A 16905-nucleotide genomic window follows, 5' to 3' on the forward strand; every position below is an offset into this window, starting at 1 on the left:
CAATCTACGCTAACCCAGCGACGCACTTTGGCCAGATCTTGCCAGCGGCTGCATGAAACAGCGCCCACCGCCCGTCCTTGATCTTTAGGCATAACTTTTGCTTTAAATCGCATTAAGTTAACGTAGCTTCTATACATTCAAGCCTAACAGCTTGCATACGCTAAGGGGATTGGGTCATGTTAAGCATGTTCAAGCATTTAAAATTGGGGCTAAAACTGGGTTTGGGTTTTGGTCTGGTGCTGGTCTTAACCGCGATTATCGCCGTGATCGGTTATAGCGGCATTGAAAAACTTTTGTATCGGGCGCAAACCGAGGACCGCATCGCGCAACTGGGGTTTTTGACCCTGGAGGCGCGCCAGCATGAGAAGAATTTCATCATCCGTGGCGAGGCACGCTACATTGATGAGGTCAAGCAGCGCGCTGATGGGGTGATTGCCACAGCCACCGAGGCACGGGAGCGTTTTTATGACCCCGCCGATCAGGCCGCCATGGACCAGGTGGTACGCTATGCGCAGAGCTATTTCACCGCTTTTCAAAGCTATGTGAATGCGGTAGAGCGGCAAAATGCCGCCGGTACAGAGATGCAAGATCAGAGTCGGGCGATGGAGGCGATGGTTGAATCCCTGCTGCAAATTGAGCGGCAACGCTTCAGTGCCTGGGAGCAGTCGCGCAACACCCAGCGTAGCGAGGCCGATGTCTTTGCCAGTGCTCATGCCGAGCCGCTGGATTTTGAGCAGCTCAACGCCAACCGTACCGAAACCAATCGCCTGATGCGTTTGCTGTTGAGTGCGCAGGTTGATGAAAAGAACTATGCCCTGCGTCCGAGCGCCTCAGCCATCCAGGATTTTCGCATGGAACTTGCTGAGATGCGCAATACCCTGGACGCGCTGAAATCCCGCCAGCGTGATGCCTCCTATATCGCCACCCTCAATGAGGTCCATGCGATGCTGGGACGCTATGAGGAGAGCTTTATACGCTTTACCCGCCTGGAGGATGAAAAAGCCGCCGCTGAACAGCAAATGATTGAAATTGCCCGTGATTTACTCGTTGAGGCCAACCGGGTGGCTGCCCTGCAACAGGAGCGTATGCACAGTGAAGGGATTCGCGCCGAGGTGATTATGGCTATCTCGGCGCTGGTGGCGATTTTGTTGGGAATTCTGGCGGCCTTCTTTATCACGCGCCTGATTACGGTACCGGTGAGTCATGCGGTGACGGGTCTGAAACAGATCGCCGAGGGGGATTTGAATATGCAGATCAGCGCCGACAGTCGCGATGAAATCGGCCAGCTGATGGAGGCATTGGTCTTGATGCAGGACAATTTGCGGCGCATTGTCAGTGAGGTGCGCTCGGCCTCGGAAATGGTGTATAGCGCGGCAGGTGAGATCTCGGCGGGCAATGCCGATCTGAGCCAGCGCACCGAAGAGCAGGCTTCCAGCCTTGAAGAAACCGCGTCCAGCATGGAGCAGATGACGGCAACGGTCAAGCAGAATGCCGATAATGCCCAGCAAGCCAATCAGCTGGCCCTTCGCGCCCGCGATACGGCTGAACAGGGTGGGCAGGTGGTGGCTAATACCGTCGCCGCCATGACAGAAATCAATCACTCTAGCAGCAAGATTGCCGATATTATCAGCGTGATTGATGAAATTGCCTTCCAGACCAATTTGCTCGCCTTGAATGCTGCCGTGGAGGCTGCGCGGGCCGGTGAACAGGGACGCGGTTTTGCGGTGGTCGCCGGTGAGGTGCGCAATCTGGCCCAGCGCAGTGCTGAGGCCGCCAAAGAGATCAAGAAATTGATTCAAGATAGCGTGGCCAAGGTGGAGCAAGGTTCGGATCTGGTGAATGAGTCTGGCACCCGTCTGGAAGAGATTGTGCAGGCGGTTAAGAAAGTCACCGATATTGTCTCCGAGATTGCCGCCGCCAGTCAGGAACAGGCCACTGGGGTTGAGCAGGTCAATAAGGCGGTGATGCAGATGGATACCGTGACCCAGCAAAATGCAGCGCTGGTGGAAGAAGCGGCCTCCGCCAGCCGTTCGCTGGCAGATCAGTCGGCCAAATTGCGCGAAACCATGGAGTTCTTTAAGCTAGAGACCGGGCAGCATACGGCAACCGCCGCACCCAGCCTGACGCAAGCCAAGGCAACATCAGGCAGCGGCGCATCCGCCCACAGCAAAGCGCCCACGGTGAGCAGGCCCGGCGCCGCAAAACCTGCTGCCAAAACCTCGGTGCCTGCGGTCAAAGCCAAAGCGCCTGCAGTTGCCGCCAAACCCCCGGCCCCCAAGGCGGCCCCCACGTCTAAACCGGTAGCCAAAGCTGCCCCTGCCAAGCATACGCTGGAGGATGATGATGAGTGGACCGAATTCTAACGCGCATCAACTGGTGTTGCCTGAGGTGCTGGATATTACCCAGGTCAATGAGTTGCGCGCCGATTTAATGATGGCCCTCGGGCAAACGGAGATTCATCTGTTAGCCAATGAGGTGGTGCGGGTGGATACCGCAGGTTTGCAGTTATTGGTGGCGCTGGTGCAAGAAGCGCAACGGCGTCAGCTTAGTCTGATCATTGACTCACCTGCACCAGTGTTGCAGGATGCGGCAAGCCGATTAGGGCTTGCTGATCTGCTGGCGCCCGTGATGATTGCGGATGCGCCATCCTGATTGAACGTACTGAACACGATTTATTTATTTGTAAGGAGCAACCGTGGCCAAGATTCTTGCAGTCGATGATTCCACCTCATTGCGTCAAATGGTGGTATTTACCCTTAAACAGGCAGGCTATCAGGTCGTTGAGGCCGTAGATGGTCAAGATGCCCTGCAAAAAGCCAAGGCGACGCAGGTGGATTTAGTGCTCTCGGATGTGAATATGCCGGTGATGGACGGGATTACCTTGGTGAAAGAGCTGCGCAAGTTGCCAGCCTATAAATTTACCCCAATCCTCATGCTCACCACCGAGTCCGGAGACGATAAAAAACAACAGGGTAAGGCTGCCGGCGCCACCGGCTGGCTGGTCAAGCCCTTTAACCCGGATCAATTGCTGGCAACGGTCAAACGGGTGCTGGGTTAGCTCCCAACCGGTGACTGAAGGCGCGTATGCGCACAGCAACTCTCAACGCCACTGCGGCGGGGTGAACGGCGTGAATATTGATATTAACCAATTCGTGCAAAGCTTCCTTGAGGAAAGCTTTGAGGGACTTGAAATCATGGAGTCCCAGCTGCTGGGCCTGAAAGATGATGCGGATACCGAGACGATCAATACCATCTTCAGGGCCATCCATTCCATCAAAGGCGGGGCTGGAACCTTCGGCTTTCGTGAGGTTGCCGAATTTGCCCACGGCGTTGAGACGCTGCTTGATCAAATGCGCGCCCACAAGCGCAGCGTCAACCCGGAGCTGGTCAAGCTGTTATTGGAGGCCAATGACTGCATCCGGGATCTGCTGATTGCCTCACGCGACGGGGTTTCTCTAAATGCCCAGCATATCGACCGGGTGCGCGAGAGCATTGATGAGCTGCTGCAGGGGCCGGCGAGTGCGGATAAAGCCGCGCCTGCACCGGTAGCGCCGGCGGCGGTTGCCACAGCGGTTGCCGTCAGCAACGCGGCAGAAGCAGCGCCGGAGCCGGAGGCAGAAGCAAGCCCTGCTCCTGGAGCAGTCACCGGATTTCGCATTCATTTCGTGCCAGAACATGGCATCTTGCGCACGGGTAATGACCCGCTGCGCATTTTTAACGCCCTGGCTGATCTCGGTGAGCTGAGCGCACACTGTGAACTGGATCAATTAGTGCCACTGGATGCGCTGGAACCGGAGGAATGCCTGCTGTCGTGGCAGTTGGTGCTCAAAACCGAGGCCCCTGAAGCCAAGGTCAGGGAATTATTTGAGTGGGTTGAGGATGAATGCGAGCTGGTCATCGAAGCCCTTGCCGCCGTCCCTTCTGCAGACACCGTGGACGCATTGGCGGAGCCTGCTGCATCGGCAGAAGAGCGCCTTGATGCGCCTGAAGATACGGGCGTGGCCGATGTGCATCCCGACACGGTATCGGATGATGGCCCTACTCAAGATGAGATACCCGCGCCAAAGCCCGCCGACACGCGGGCTACCCCTGTGGCGGAAACAGCTGAAACCGCAGCGGATACGCCGACTGCCCCTGAGCATGTCGCCTCCTCGGCAAAGCGCCCTCCTGCGGATACTCCCAAGCCGGATTTAGGGCAGGCCCGTAGCACAGAGCGCAGAGGCGGCGGGGAATCCGGCTCGATTCGTGTCAATACCGACAAGATTGACGCCCTGATCAATCTGGTGGGCGAGCTGGTGATTACCCAGTCCATGCTCAGCCAGATCGGCGAGAAGATGCAAAATCAGGAAAATGATGCCTGTCTGGAAAAGCTCTTTGAAGGGCTGACCCAACTGGAACGTAACACCCGCGAATTGCAGGAAAACGTGATGAGCATTCGCATGTTGCCGATCAGCTTTGCCTTCAACCGCTTTCCCCGGATGGTGCATGATTTAAGCGCGCAACTGGGCAAGCAGGTGGAGCTGCGCCTGTCTGGTGAGCAAACCGAGCTGGACAAGACGGTCATGGAAAAAATCGGCGATCCGCTGGTACATCTGGTGCGCAATGCGGTGGATCATGGCATTGAGCCGCCGGAGGCGCGCAGTCAAGCGGGTAAGTCGCCCGTCGGCGTGGTGCATCTCAACGCCTACCACAAAGGCGGCAATATCATGATTGAGATCAGTGACGACGGCTGGGGCCTCAATCGCGACAAAATTCTGAAAAAAGCCGTAGAGAAGGGCGTGGTTGCTGCGGATCAGCACCTCAGTGATGAACAGATCTTTGATCTGGTGTTTGCCCCCGGATTTTCCACCGCTGATCAGGTCAGCGATGTCTCCGGGCGCGGCGTGGGGATGGACGTGGTGCGCCGCAATATCAAGTCCCTGGGCGGCAGCGTTGAGGTGCGCACCGCACCCGGCAAGGGCAGCACCTTCAGTATTCGCCTGCCGCTGACCTTGGCGATTCTCGACGGCCAATTATTACAGGTCGGCGGCGAGACCTACATCGTGCCGCTGGTGTCCATTGTCGAGTCGCTGCAGGTGCGCGCCAATCTGGTGAAATCCGTGGCCGAACATAATCTGATGTATCGCCTGCGCGATGAATACATCCCGATTTTATTTCTCAATGAACTGCTCGGCGTTCCCGGCACCCGTGCCAAGCTGCATGAGGCGCTGCTGGTGGTGGTGGAAACCGAAGGACAAAAAGCGGCCCTGGTGGTTGATGACCTGCTGGGTCAGCAACAGGTGGTGATCAAAGCGCTGGAAACCAACTACCGCCGGGTCGAAGGGCTATCCGGTGCGACCATCCTGGGTGATGGCTCGGTGGCCCTGATTCTTGATGTCGCCGGATTGATTGTGCTGGGTCGCCAGCATTCCGAGCGTCACCATCAACAAAAAGATGCCGCCACGGCACACACCGAAGCGGCCTAAGCGGGGGATTTACCTATGACCATGGGACAACAGGCACACGCCGAACATCTGGAAAACGATCTGCTGCTGGCCAGTGGCGATGGCGATCAGTTTCTGACCTTCATCCTGGCCGGGGAAGAATACGGCATTGACATCCTGCGCGTGGAAGAAATTCGCGGCTGGAGCAAGACCACACCCATTCCCAACGCACCCTCCTATCTTAAAGGGGTCATCAACCTGCGCGGCACCATCGTCCCGATTGTCGATCTGCGCGAGCGCTTCCATCTGGAGCATCTGGACTACGGCCCAACCACCGTGGTCATTGTCGTGCGCGTGCAAACCGAACGCCAGGGACGGGTGATGGGCATTGTCGTTGATGCCGTCTCCGATGTGTACAAATTCAAAAGCATTGAATGCCAGGCCCCGCCGGAAATGGGCAGCAACGTTGACGCCCGTTTCGTGCAAGGTCTGGCCACCGTAGATGACAAAATGGTGATTCTTCTGGACATTGACCGACTGCTCAACATGGAAGCACTGACGGAAATATTATCCAGCAATGCCTGAAGGTGTGTGCCGTACGGGTGTGCGCTGCTGCAGCGGGTGCTTTATGGCGCAACGATCAGGCTGAAATGGCGTTTGGCGCGGGTGATGGCGGTGTATAACAGCCCCGGCGGCAAGGTTTCCAAGGGGGCTTGGGTGGATAGGCACAGGGCGACGTGGGTGTATTCGGAGCCTTGTGCTTTATGGACGGTCAGGGCGTAGGCACTTTCGACGGGGGGGAGTTGGCGCGGGGGGATGAGGCGCACGGTGGTTTCGCCGTCGGCGGTCTGGGTCATGAAGGCGACGTGCAAGCCGCTGCGGGCGGTGCTGGTGTCGCTAGTCCCGCTATCTGGCAGGCTGAGGGTGATGCCGACATCGCCGTTCATGAGGTTTAGGTGATAGTCGTTGCGGGTGACCATCACCGGTCGTCCGGGATACCAGCCCTGTGCCTGCGGGATCAGCCCCAGTTGAGCGAGAGCCTGCGGGATGCGCTGATTCAGGTGTCGCGTGCCCAGACTTCCCCAGTGGGTGCTGCACAGCAGCTGAAATTGCTGATAGGCCTGTAAGACGCCCTGCGCCCACGCCTGTATCGCTGTATCATCGGCGCTACGGGGTTTGGTTTCATGCATCCCTTGCAGATAGGCCCTATACCCCAGGGCGGTCTTGTGCGGGCCGTTGATGATCCAGCCCAGCCCGCGCAGATCCTGCGCATCACTCAGCGCCAGATAATTCAGATCCTCGGTATTCGGATCGGCGCACAGGCGCTGCACTTTGGCGATGTCGAGTGATGCGCTGCGTACCAGGCGGCTGAGTTGAGCAATGCCGCTGTGGGCGGTGAAGCGATAGCTGTGGCGCAAATGCACACGCTGTTCGCAAAAGGGGGCCGCGTGATCTACAGCGTCACCCGTTTCCGGTAATTCCTCACCGCTGGCCTGCTCCAGCCAGGTGGTCAGCTCAGACCCATAGCTTCCCTCGCCGATCTGCTGGCAGAGGGTATTAAATACTGCACCGGCCTCCACGGAGGGCAGTTGGTCGGGATCTCCCAAGAGAATCAGCCGCGCATGATCCGGCAGGGCGCTGAGCGTTTTGGCCATCATTTCGCTGTCCACCATTGAGGCCTCATCAATGACCAGCACATCCAGCGCCAGCTTGCGTTGGGCATCGTAGCGCATCTGGCGGCTATCCGGACGGCTGCCGAGCAGGCGATGCAGGGTGGCCGCCCGCACAGGGATGGCCTGGCGAACCGCCTGGCCTTCGGCATCCTCCGTGAGGGGTAAGTCGCTCAGGGCGCTCATGATGGCCTCACCCAGACGGGCGGCGGCTTTGCCGGTGGGCGCGGCCAAGGCAATACGCAGCGCCTGCCCAGGGCCATCTGGCGGATACAAAGCCAGCCATTGCAATACCGCCAGCAGACGCACGACGGTGGTGGTTTTGCCGGTTCCCGGCCCGCCGGTAATCATGCAAAAACCTTGACGCAAGGCCAGCGCACAGGCGATTTTCTGCCAGTCGGGTGAGGGCGCGGCGATGGCAGCGGCGGGCTGGGCAAAGAGCTGAGTTAGACGTGCGCGGATCACTTCTGTGGGGACGGCTGGGCCGGGGCATCGCAAACGCTGGCTAAGGGCGGTGTCAATCTGGCGTTCATACTGCCAGTACCGGCGTAAATAAAGGCGCTCGCCGGCAAGCACGAAGGGGCTGAGGTCAGCATCACCGGCAAACAGCTCCGGGGCCTGTTGCAGGGCCTCATGCCACTGTGCTTGGCTTAGCGGCGCAACAAGATCGGCAGGAGTGATGAGATCCTGGGCCGTCGCCTCCTCGGCTTGCTCGACCAGCATTTGCGCAAAGAGGCGCTGGGGCTGGGCCACCGCTGCCGCCAGATCCAGATAGGTGCGCCCGCGTCCGAGCTGTTCGCTGGCCAGTGCTATGGCGAGTAATGCCAGCGGCGGTGTCGCGGGGCTTTGTTCATGGAAAAAGCGCGCCACCGCCAGATCCAGCGGACGCAGCCAGCCTTGCCTGACCCAGGCAGACAGCAACGCCAGCAGTGTTGTAGGACAGCTTAGGGCCGATGTTGCCACGCGCATGGCCCCCCTTTCAGGATGAGGCCTTTTTGCCAATGCGCGGCTCGGTCCCGGCCAACAGATTGGCGATATTGCGCCGATGGCGGATAAATACCAAGACGCTCATGATGACAGCGGTGCCGGTGAGCCACGGGTCATGGGTGGTCAGATAGACATACAGCGGGGCTAACAAGGCCGCCAGCAGCGCTGACAGTGAGGAATAACGGGTGAGTGCGGCACTGAGCAGCCAGGTCAGCAACACCAGCAGACCCGTCAGCCAATGCAGTGCTAGCAACACCCCCAGCGCGGTGGCCACACCTTTGCCACCCTTGAAGCCGTGATACAGCGGGAACAGATGGCCTAAAAAGGCGGCCAGCGCGACCAGCGCCAACCACAGACCCGATATGCCGGCAAGCTGTGCCAGCAATACCGGCGCCAGACCTTTGAGCACATCTCCCAGCAAGGTAATGATGGCTGCTTTTTTGCTGCCACTGCGCAGCACATTGGTGGCCCCCGGATTGCCGGAACCCAGGGAGCGCGGGTCTTGCAGGCCCATCAGGCGGCAGGTGAGAATCGCGCTGGAAATCGAGCCTATCAGATAGGCGGCCAGCACCCAACTCATCGCAAATAGCACCTCAATCACGACACACCTTCCTTCAAAACAGGATTGCTTAAAATACTTTTCATCTTGGCAATATGCGCCTTGGCGGTCAAACGCGACTCTTGGGGATCAGGTGGGCGCAAATCCGGCCAGTCCAGGTGCTCGGGTGGCAACTCCTGCAAAAAGCGCGAGGGTTCACATTCCACCAGCTCTCCCCCCCGGCTGCGCCGTTTGGCAAAGCTCAGTGTGAGCGTCTGCTGGGCGCGGGTAATCCCCACATAGGCCAGCCGCCGTTCTTCTTCCAGACCATTTTCCTCAAGGCTGGTGCGGTGCGGCAGTAATTGTTCTTCCATGCCCACCAAAAACACATGCGGAAATTCCAGCCCCTTGGCGGCATGTAAGGTCATCAACTGCACCCCGTCGCTTTGCTTGTCGTCCTCGGCCCGATCCAGAATATCCATCAAAGTCATGTGGGCGACAATATCGCTGATGTTTTTGCCCTGTTCCAGATCGTCTTTGGCCAGGCGCGCCATCCAGTTCAGCACTTCTTGCACATTATTCATGCGCTTGGCGGCGGCCTTGGGGTCACGCGATTGCTCCAAAAGCCAGCTTTCATAATCAATGTCTGCGATCAATTCGCGGGCCACCGTGGCCGGGTTTTCTTCCAGCGCCCGGCGGGTATAGGCGCCGATCCACTCGGCAAAGCTGTGCAGGCGGGTCAGCGCCTTGGCGGACAGGCGTTCACTCAGGCCATATTCAAAGCAGGCGGTATACAGGCTGATATGTCGTTCGATGGCATATTCCCCCAGCTTTTCCAGGGTTGAGGGGCCAATCTCGCGGCGCGGCACATTGACGATGCGCAAAAACGCGGCATCGTCATCGGGGTTGGCCAGCAGGCGCAGATAGGACACCACATCCTTGACCTCGGCGCGCTCAAAAAACGATTGCCCGCCGCTGACTTTGTAGGGGATGCTCTGTTCGCGCAACAGCCGCTCAAACACCCGCGCCTGATGGTTGCCCCGGTATAAAATCGCATAATCGCGATACTGAGCGGCGTGTTTGAAACGGTGTTTCATGATCTCACCGACGATCCGGGCGGCCTCACGGTCGCCATCCTCGCAGCTTAAGACCCGAATCCGTTCGCCGTGCCCCAGGCTGCTCCACAGCCGTTTTTCAAAGACGTGCGGATTGTTGGCGATCAAATGGTTGGCGGTTTGCAGGATGCGATCGGTTGAGCGGTAATTTTGCTCCAGCTTGATCAGGTTCAGACGCGGAAAATCTTCACGCAGGCGCACCAGGTTTTCCGGACGGGCGCCGCGCCAGGCATAGATCGACTGATCATCATCGCCCACCGCAGTCAGCGAACCGCACACCCCGGTGAGCAAACGCACCAGCTGATACTGGCAGGCGTTGGTGTCCTGATATTCGTCCACCAGCAGATGGCGGGTGCGATTCTGCCAGTATTCGCGCACCTCGGGATTGTCCTGCAACAGGCGCACCGGATGCACAATCAGGTCATCAAAGTCCACCGCGTTGTAGGCTTTGAGGGCACGCTGGTAGGCGGCATACAGCTGTGCCCAGCTGCGTTGCTGCTCATCTTCGGCGCTCTGATGGGCCTGTTCAATGGTGATCAGGTCGTTTTTCCACTGGCTGATCTGATGGCGTGCGGCTTCAACGGCGGCGGTATCGGCATCACTGCGATGGGTTAGCTCTTTTAACAGTGCCAGACTGTCGGCACTGTCAAAAATCGAAAAATGGCTTTTAAAGCCCAGCACGCGGTGTTCGCGGCGGATAAAATCCAGGCCCAGGCGATGAAAGGTAGAAACCGTCAGCCCTCGGCTCTCTTTGCCCTGTAACAAGGCGGTGGCCCGCGATTTCATCTCCCGGGCGGCCTTGTTGGTAAAGGTTATGGCGACAATGTGTTTGGGATCAACGCCGTGGCGGCGGATCAGGTGCGCCATTTTGTGGGTGATTACCCGGGTTTTACCACTCCCGGCCCCGGCCAGCACCAATAACGGCCCGTCGGTATACTCCACAGCGGCCTGCTGCTGTGGATTCAAGGGCGGTGATTTTGCGTTAATATGTCTATCCTCTGGGTCATGCCATGCGTGAACACGGTACATACGCCGTGTCTTTTCGGCGGCTATAATATGCCCGATCCAAGCAACATACAAATCACGTCTTGCCAGTGCCAAATCAAGCCTTTAGCCGAAAAAGCCCGGCAAGATCCCAAACCAACCCAAGGCCAGCGCCATCTTGCTGCGCCGCGACGATAAAACGAATCCAGCCCATGTCATTAAATAAAGACGACGTTGTAAAAATTGCCCACCTCGCCCGTTTGGCGATTGATGAACAAAGCATCCCGGCCTATGCGCAGAATCTGTCAGACATTCTGGCCTTTGTGGAGCAGATGGATCGGGTCGAGGTCGGCGGAACCCTGCCGATGGCCCATCCGCTGGATATGGCGCAGCGCCTGCGTGCTGATGAGGTCAGCGAAAGCGACCAACGGGCCTTGCTGCAACAAGGTGCTCCCGCCGTTGAGGCGGGGCTGTATCTGGTACCCAAAGTCATTGATTAACCATCCACCGCATGTGTCGGGGTACGATCCGCCGTGAGATATTCGGGCAGTACATTGTTATGGATTTTGGGCTTTTTATTGGTCAGCGCGGCGGTTGTGGCGGCGCTGTGGGAGCCGCTTAGCCTGGCCTTTTTGGCCAATCCGGTCTTCAACAGCCTGATTATCGGGGTGTTGCTTATCGGCATTCTGATCAATCTGCGCCAGGTGTTGATGCTGGTCCCCGATGCCGCCTGGGTGCGGGCCTATCGCGCCAGCCAGGCTTCTTTGCGCTTGCCGCGTTCCAGCGTGATTACTTCACTGGTGCGCCTGCTCACAGAGAACAAGGCGAAAAACCTGCGCCTGTCGGCAATGAGCACCCAGGCGCTGCTTGACGGGATTCGCTCGCGCCTGGATGAATCCCGTGAATTATCACGCTATATCATCGGTTTATTGATCTTTTTGGGGCTGCTGGGGACCTTCTGGGGGCTGCTGGATACCTTGGGCGCGATTGGGCGGGTGATCCGCGATCTGGAAATCAGCGCCACCGAGGCGACCGCCATCTTTGATGAACTGCGCAGCGGCCTTGAGGCCCCCTTGGCGGGCATGGGAACGGCCTTTAGTTCTTCGCTGTTTGGTCTGGCGGGTGCCCTGATTCTGGGCTTTGTCGATTTGCAGACAGGCCATGCGCAAAACCGTTTTTATAATGATATTGAAGAATGGCTGTCCGGGTTGACGCATTATTCCAGCGGCGGGCTGAGTAGTGCCGACGATGGCACATCCTCAATTCCGGTGTATATCCAGGCCCTGCTGGAACAAACCGCTGACAGTCTGGATCGCCTGCAACGGGCGCTGGCGCGCAGTGAAGAAGAGCGCCGGGCGGCCGATCAGCGTATCGTGGCGCTGGCTGAACAAGTCACCAGTCTCAGTGAACAGGCCCGCAGCGAGCAAAAAAGCGTGCTCAATCTGGTGCGCGGTCAGGCCGATCTGCAGCCGGTTCTGGCGCGTCTGGCAGAATCTTTGCAGAACCAGCGACCGCAGGAATTGCGCGCCATCTTGCAGCAGTTACAGGAACTGTTGCTGCAGATGCAGCAGGAACGCAGCTCGGTGGCCAGTGAGATTCGCGGTCTGGTGCATGTGCTGCACCAGGAAATCAAGCGGTAAGCGCGGATGTTTAATCACCATCGCCGCGCCCGGCACAGCAGCACCAATATCTGGCCGGGCTATGTTGACGCCCTGGCCACGCTGATCTTGCTGTTTGTGTTCATGCTGTCTGTGTTCATGATCGCACAAACCGTTCTCACCGATGCCTTATCCGGGCGAGATGAGGCCCTGTCGCGCCTGGAGCGGCAACTGGCTGAAATGGGCAACTGGCTGGCCATGGAGCGGCGCTCGCGTGAGGAACTGGAAGCCCAGTTGAGCATCACCGTGTTTGAGCGGGATGATCTGCGCCGTGATCTGGGCAAGCTTGAGCTCAGTTTGCAGGAACGTGAACAGGCCCTGCAGCAAGCCCGCGCCGAACTGGGCCAATCCCATGAACACGCCAGCGATGCGCAGCTGCGCATTGAACGCCTGCTACACGATGTCAACGCGCTGCGTGAACAATTACGGCGTATCGCCGCCGCGCTGGATCTGGCGCAAACTGAGTTGAGCGAGCGCGATGTCCACATCGAAGAACTCACCAGCCGCCTTAATGTGCTGCTGGCTGAACGGGTGCAGGAGTTGTCACGCTATCGCTCGGAGTTTTTTGGACGCTTGCGCGAGGTCTTGGGTGAGCGCGAGGATATCCGCATCGTCGGTGATCGCTTCCTGTTTCAATCCGAGCTGTTTTTTGCCTCCGGATCGGCGCATTTAGGGGCTGCTGGCCGGGCACAGCTGGATCAGGTGGCGCAAACCCTGCTGGAAATCACGCCGCACATCCCTGCGGATCTGCAATGGATTTTGCAGGTGGAAGGGCATACGGATCATCGCCCGATCAACACCCCGGAGTTTCCCTCAAACTGGCAACTGTCCACCGCCCGCGCCCAATCCATTGTGGATCACCTCATCTTGCGTGGTGTCCCGCCACAGCGCCTCTCCGCTGCCGGTCTGGCGGAATACCACCCGCTTGATCCCGGCGACAACCCCGAGGCACTACGCCGCAACCGCCGCATCGAACTACGCCTGACGCAACGCTAAATCACGGCAGTGCAAAAGCGCCGTGCAGCCCGTATCGACTTTAGTTGGCGAGGATTTGCAGGTGGGTTCGCAGGCGTTGGGGGCTGATGTAGCCCACAAGGCGCAGGTGGGGCATTTCCCGTCCTTCGCGGTTATAAAACAGCAGGGCGGGGGGGCCGAAGAGGGTGAAGCTTTGTAATAATTCGCGCTGTGGGGGGCCGTGTTGGGTGATGTCGGCCTGGATCAGGTAGAACGCACTTAAGGCGCTGGCTACGGCGCTGTCGGTGAAGGTGGTGCGTTTCATGCGCACGCAATCGACGCACCAGTCGGCATAAAAATCAACCAGCACCGGCTGTTGGCGCGCCTGGGCCTGCTGCAAATGGGTGTTGAGTTCGGCCAGGGTGGTGACGCGATGAAATTGCAGTGTCGGGTTGGGGCTGTCGGTCTGCGGGCCGGTGTTTGCCGATGATCCGGTGCTATAGGAAATCGCGGCCAGGGGACGCAGGGGGTCCTGGGCACCGCTGCTGGCACCAATCAGCAGCAATACCCCATAGATCAGTAATACCACGCCCAGCCCGCGCCAGACGCTGCGCAGTCCGCTGGCGCCCTGCGGCAGTGCCTGCAAGGCACCCATCGCTACGGCGCTAATGATGCACAACATGGCCCACAGCCACAGTGTCAGCGCCGGTGAGAAGATGCGCTCCAGTAACCAAATCCCCAGGGCCAGAATCAGCACCCCAAACACCGCTTTGACCTGCTCCATCCAGGCGCCCGCCTTGGGTAAGAGGGTGGCCGCTGAGGTGCCGATCAACAGCAGCGGCAAGCCCATTCCCAGACTCAGGCTAAACAGCGCCAGACCACCGAGCAGGGCATCGCCGCTTTGACTGATGTAGAGCAGCGCGCCGAGCAAGGGGGCGGTAGTGCAGGGGCTGACCAGCAGAGCTGAAAAAATGCCCATGATGGCCGCGCCGATAAAGCTGCCGCTGCGTTGTGTGCCGCTGAGCCGGGCGATACGGGTTTGCAGGGCGGAGGGCAGGCGCAGTTCGTAAAAACCAAACAGCGATAAGGCCAGCAGGCCGAGCACCCCCACAAAGGCGCCGATGACCCAGGGGTTTTGCATTGCCGCTTGCAGGCTGGCACCGGCCAAAGCAGCCGCTACACCCGCCAGGGTATAGGTCAGGGCCATCGCCATGACAAAGCTCAGTGAGATGGCAAAGGCGCGGCCCGAGGTGAGGCTTTTTTCTCCCAGAATGATGTTTGACAGAATCGGGATCATCGGAAAGACGCAGGGCGTAAACGCTAACAGTAACCCCAGACCAAAAAAGACCAGCAGCGTCCATAGCAGTTTGCCGGAACCCAGTTGGGCGGCGAGACGGTCTTGCGCATTCTGCGGGGCAACGGCCTCGGTGGTGTTAAAGCCCGTGGTGCTTAAGCGGGCAGGCAGTGTGGGTGTGAGCGTGATGCGCAGTTCCTGGGTAAGCGGCGGATAGCAGATACCGGCATCGGCACAGCCCTGATAATGCGCGATCAGGGTAAATTGCGTCAGGTCTGGGTCATGCACCACAAAGGGAATCAGCGCCTGCACCTGCTGGCGGTGAATCTCGACCCGCCCAAAAAACTCATCTTCAATGATATGGCCGCGTTCACGCTGTATCTCGCCCAGGCTCACTGCGTCCGCCTCAACCACCTCAAAGCGCAGTTGTTCATGGTAGAGGTAATAACCACGGCTGATGTCCCAGCGGGCGATCAGCGCCTCCTGGCTCAGGGCGTCGAGGTGTACCTTAAACGCCTGCTCCGGGCGCAATAGCTCTTGGGAGGCGCAGGATTGCAATAAGGGCAATAACAGCAGTAACAGGGCAAAATATCGTTTCATGGCAGTGTAAAAAGCGTTTGTATTTTGGGTCACGCGAAGCCGCGAAGGGCGCGAAGGATAAAACATGATTTTTTATATTTTTCGCGGCTTCGCGTGAGATCAGCCCTTCAGGACATGACGTGTGGCACAGCGCAAAAATGTCTACGGCGTCTGCAGACGGTGGGCAAGGGCATGAGAGATAATCTCACCCAGATAATCAAGAAACAAGGTGCCCATGCCGGGCTGAAAGCGGGTTTCATCGCGACTGCCCAAGGCCAGCAGCCCCAGGGTGCGTTCCTGGTGGAGCAGAGGGACTACCACCGAGGTGGCGACGGTGAGCGCATCCTCTGCACCAAACAATAATTCCAGACGTGTCTGCGGGAGTCTGCCGCATTGCGACTGACGGCTGCTAAACAGGCTGGCAAAGTGTTGCAGCAGCGGATCATCCTGACTCAGCACAAAAGCGGTGGGCAGTTTGGGCAGGTCAAGCAGGCGCAAGGTGATATAGTCGGCGCGAAATTCATTGCGCAATTGCTCGTGTATGAGCTGTAGCAGGGCCTCCAGGGTGTCGGCCTGCATCATGTGCAAGGCGAGGCGGTGCATGCGGTGACTGAGTGCCTGATTTTCTCGCGCCAGAGCCAGAAGTGCCAGCAGCTTGCGTTCAAGTTCGTGGTTTTTTTCTTTGAGCCAGTGTACTTGTCGCTGGATCAGGGAAATCGCCCCGCCGGTGGCGTGCGGGATCTGGATGAATTCAAGGATTTCCGGATGCTGCTCAAAAAAATCCGGATGCGCCTGTAAATATTCCAGCACCTGGGCGGCATCCAGTGCATCAGGGGGGCGGGCCATGTGATCTGCGTTGTTTACCATGCAATGACTCCGCTAAAGACTGAGGTTGCAGGCCCGGTCATGATGACATGATCGGCGGGGTCCCCTGACCAGTGAATGTCCAATGCCCCGCCGGGCAAGACCACCCGAACCTGTTCATCCAGCAGCCCCTGCAGCTGTCCCACCACCACCGCCGCACACGCGCCAGTGCCGCAGGCCAGGGTTTCACCCACCCCGCGTTCATACACCCGCAGGCGGATCTCCTGGGGAGATACCAATTCCATAAAACCCACATTGACCTGTCGCGGGAAGCGCGGATGGCGCTCAATCAGTGGGCCAAGACGGGCCAGCGGCGCCGTGGCGACCTGCTCCACGCGCAACACGGCATGGGGATTGCCCATCGACACAACGCCGACTTCATGGCTATGCCCTTCCACATCCAGCAGGTAAGCGGTTCTGGCGCGGGGGGCATCGAAGGGGATTTGCCACGGTTCCAGCGCGGGCGGCCCCATATTGACCGTCACCTGATCGTCGTCTTCCAGCTGCAACTGGATCAAGCCGGCAAGGGTTTCCACCACAAGGGTGGCCTCATCGCTTAAGCCGCGTTGGCGTACAAAGACTGCAAAGCAGCGCGCACCGTTACCGCATTGCTCAACCTCCTGGCCATCGGCATTGAAGATGCGATAACGAAAGGCCGCGCCACTATCCGAGGTGGGGCGCTCAACCAGCAAGACCTGATCACAGCCCACGCCAAAGCGGCGGTCCGCCAGATGACGCACCTGTTCGGGCGTCAGCGTCACGCACTGGTTGATGGCATCAATGACCACAAAATCATTGCCCAGCCCGTGCATTTTGGTAAATTCGATGTTCATCCGGGG

General features: G+C 58.6%; 14 protein-coding genes. 8 read left to right on the plus strand and 6 right to left on the minus strand.

Translation table 11 applies throughout. The features are described from left to right. Positions 1–176 precede the first annotated feature (176 nt). From THISIDRAFT_RS14765 to THISIDRAFT_RS06475, 5 genes are all read left to right on the plus strand, one after another. Positions 177–2363 (plus strand): methyl-accepting chemotaxis protein, encoded by a 2187-nt coding sequence (locus THISIDRAFT_RS14765; protein ID WP_006787423.1) that lies wholly within the window; start codon positions 177–179, stop codon positions 2361–2363. Next, positions 2344–2652 carry an STAS domain-containing protein gene (locus tag THISIDRAFT_RS06460; protein ID WP_006787424.1) on the plus strand — a complete coding sequence of 103 codons (309 nt, stop codon included), beginning with the start codon at positions 2344–2346 and terminating at the stop codon, positions 2650–2652. Before THISIDRAFT_RS14765 ends, THISIDRAFT_RS06460 begins: the two co-directional genes overlap by 20 nt. 43 nt (positions 2653–2695) lie before the next feature. Further along, positions 2696–3058: a response regulator gene (locus THISIDRAFT_RS06465; RefSeq protein WP_006787425.1), complete on the plus strand. Its 363-nt coding sequence runs from the start codon at positions 2696–2698 to the stop codon at positions 3056–3058. A gap of 70 nt (positions 3059–3128) precedes the next feature. Next, complete coding sequence (locus tag THISIDRAFT_RS06470) at positions 3129–5465, plus strand: chemotaxis protein CheA (RefSeq protein WP_040852247.1); 2337 nt, start codon at positions 3129–3131, stop codon at positions 5463–5465. A 15-nt stretch (positions 5466–5480) separates the two neighbouring features. Next, positions 5481–6008 (plus strand): chemotaxis protein CheW, encoded by a 528-nt coding sequence (locus tag THISIDRAFT_RS06475; RefSeq protein WP_006787427.1) that lies wholly within the window; start codon positions 5481–5483, stop codon positions 6006–6008. A gap of 41 nt (positions 6009–6049) precedes the next feature. On the opposite strand, the gene recD is transcribed toward THISIDRAFT_RS06475, so the two are convergent. Genes recD through rep form a run of 3 tightly spaced genes read right to left on the minus strand, consistent with a single transcriptional unit; the run spans position 6050 to position 10762 of the window. Continuing rightward, positions 6050–8062: an exodeoxyribonuclease V subunit alpha gene (recD, locus tag THISIDRAFT_RS06480; protein WP_006787428.1), complete on the minus strand. Its 2013-nt coding sequence runs from the start codon at positions 8060–8062 to the stop codon at positions 6050–6052. A gap of 10 nt (positions 8063–8072) precedes the next feature. After that, on the minus strand, positions 8073–8660 hold the full coding sequence (plsY, locus tag THISIDRAFT_RS06485) for a glycerol-3-phosphate 1-O-acyltransferase PlsY (protein ID WP_040852272.1): 588 nt from the start codon (positions 8658–8660) through the stop codon (positions 8073–8075). Positions 8661–8677: 17 nt separating this feature from the next. After that, positions 8678–10762: a DNA helicase Rep gene (gene rep / locus THISIDRAFT_RS06490; protein WP_083824607.1), complete on the minus strand. Its 2085-nt coding sequence runs from the start codon at positions 10760–10762 to the stop codon at positions 8678–8680. Between the two features lie 167 nt (positions 10763–10929). On the opposite strand from rep, the gene gatC reads away from it, so the two are divergent. Genes gatC through THISIDRAFT_RS06505 form a run of 3 tightly spaced genes read left to right on the plus strand, consistent with a single transcriptional unit; the run spans position 10930 to position 13371 of the window. Beyond that, complete coding sequence (gene gatC, locus THISIDRAFT_RS06495; RefSeq protein WP_006787431.1) at positions 10930–11217, plus strand: Asp-tRNA(Asn)/Glu-tRNA(Gln) amidotransferase subunit GatC; 288 nt, start codon at positions 10930–10932, stop codon at positions 11215–11217. A 33-nt stretch (positions 11218–11250) separates the two neighbouring features. After that, a complete protein-coding gene (locus THISIDRAFT_RS06500; protein ID WP_006787432.1) occupies positions 11251–12357 on the plus strand; it encodes a hypothetical protein in 1107 nt (368 codons plus the stop codon). A gap of 6 nt (positions 12358–12363) precedes the next feature. Next, positions 12364–13371, plus strand: coding sequence for a peptidoglycan -binding protein (locus tag THISIDRAFT_RS06505; RefSeq protein ID WP_006787433.1), 1008 nt, complete (start codon positions 12364–12366; stop codon positions 13369–13371). Between the two features lie 40 nt (positions 13372–13411). On the opposite strand, the gene dsbD is transcribed toward THISIDRAFT_RS06505, so the two are convergent. From dsbD to dapF, 3 genes are all read right to left on the minus strand, one after another. Further along, the gene (gene dsbD, locus THISIDRAFT_RS06510) at positions 13412–15223 is read right to left on the minus strand and encodes a protein-disulfide reductase DsbD (RefSeq protein ID WP_006787434.1); all 1812 of its coding nucleotides are present in this window, start codon (positions 15221–15223) and stop codon (positions 13412–13414) included. A 141-nt stretch (positions 15224–15364) separates the two neighbouring features. Beyond that, on the minus strand, positions 15365–16069 hold the full coding sequence (locus tag THISIDRAFT_RS06515; protein WP_006787435.1) for a DUF484 family protein: 705 nt from the start codon (positions 16067–16069) through the stop codon (positions 15365–15367). Next, positions 16063–16899, minus strand: coding sequence for a diaminopimelate epimerase (dapF, locus tag THISIDRAFT_RS06520; protein WP_006787436.1), 837 nt, complete (start codon positions 16897–16899; stop codon positions 16063–16065). The genes THISIDRAFT_RS06515 and dapF overlap by 7 nt, the downstream gene beginning before the upstream one ends. Positions 16900–16905: the final 6 nt, after the last annotated feature.

Origin of the sequence: Thiorhodospira sibirica ATCC 700588, from assembly GCF_000227725.2 — a bacterium.
Taxonomy (GTDB): Bacteria; Pseudomonadota; Gammaproteobacteria; order Ectothiorhodospirales; family Ectothiorhodospiraceae; genus Thiorhodospira; species Thiorhodospira sibirica.

Coding starts and splice junctions, on each gene's coding strand:
- THISIDRAFT_RS06515 (WP_006787435.1), bottom strand. CDS start 16,069: ATGGTAAACAACGCAGATCACATGGCCCGCCCCCCTGATGCACTGGAT.
- THISIDRAFT_RS06460 (WP_006787424.1), top strand. CDS start 2,344: ATGAGTGGACCGAATTCTAACGCGCATCAACTGGTGTTGCCTGAGGTG.
- THISIDRAFT_RS06505 (WP_006787433.1), top strand. CDS start 12,364: ATGTTTAATCACCATCGCCGCGCCCGGCACAGCAGCACCAATATCTGG.
- THISIDRAFT_RS14765 (WP_006787423.1), top strand. CDS start 177: ATGTTAAGCATGTTCAAGCATTTAAAATTGGGGCTAAAACTGGGTTTG.
- dapF (WP_006787436.1), bottom strand. CDS start 16,899: ATGAACATCGAATTTACCAAAATGCACGGGCTGGGCAATGATTTTGTG.
- recD (WP_006787428.1), bottom strand. CDS start 8,062: ATGCGCGTGGCAACATCGGCCCTAAGCTGTCCTACAACACTGCTGGCG.
- gatC (WP_006787431.1), top strand. CDS start 10,930: ATGTCATTAAATAAAGACGACGTTGTAAAAATTGCCCACCTCGCCCGT.
- dsbD (WP_006787434.1), bottom strand. CDS start 15,223: ATGAAACGATATTTTGCCCTGTTACTGCTGTTATTGCCCTTATTGCAA.
- plsY (WP_040852272.1), bottom strand. CDS start 8,660: ATGAGTTGGGTGCTGGCCGCCTATCTGATAGGCTCGATTTCCAGCGCG.
- THISIDRAFT_RS06475 (WP_006787427.1), top strand. CDS start 5,481: ATGACCATGGGACAACAGGCACACGCCGAACATCTGGAAAACGATCTG.
- rep (WP_083824607.1), bottom strand. CDS start 10,762: ATGTACCGTGTTCACGCATGGCATGACCCAGAGGATAGACATATTAAC.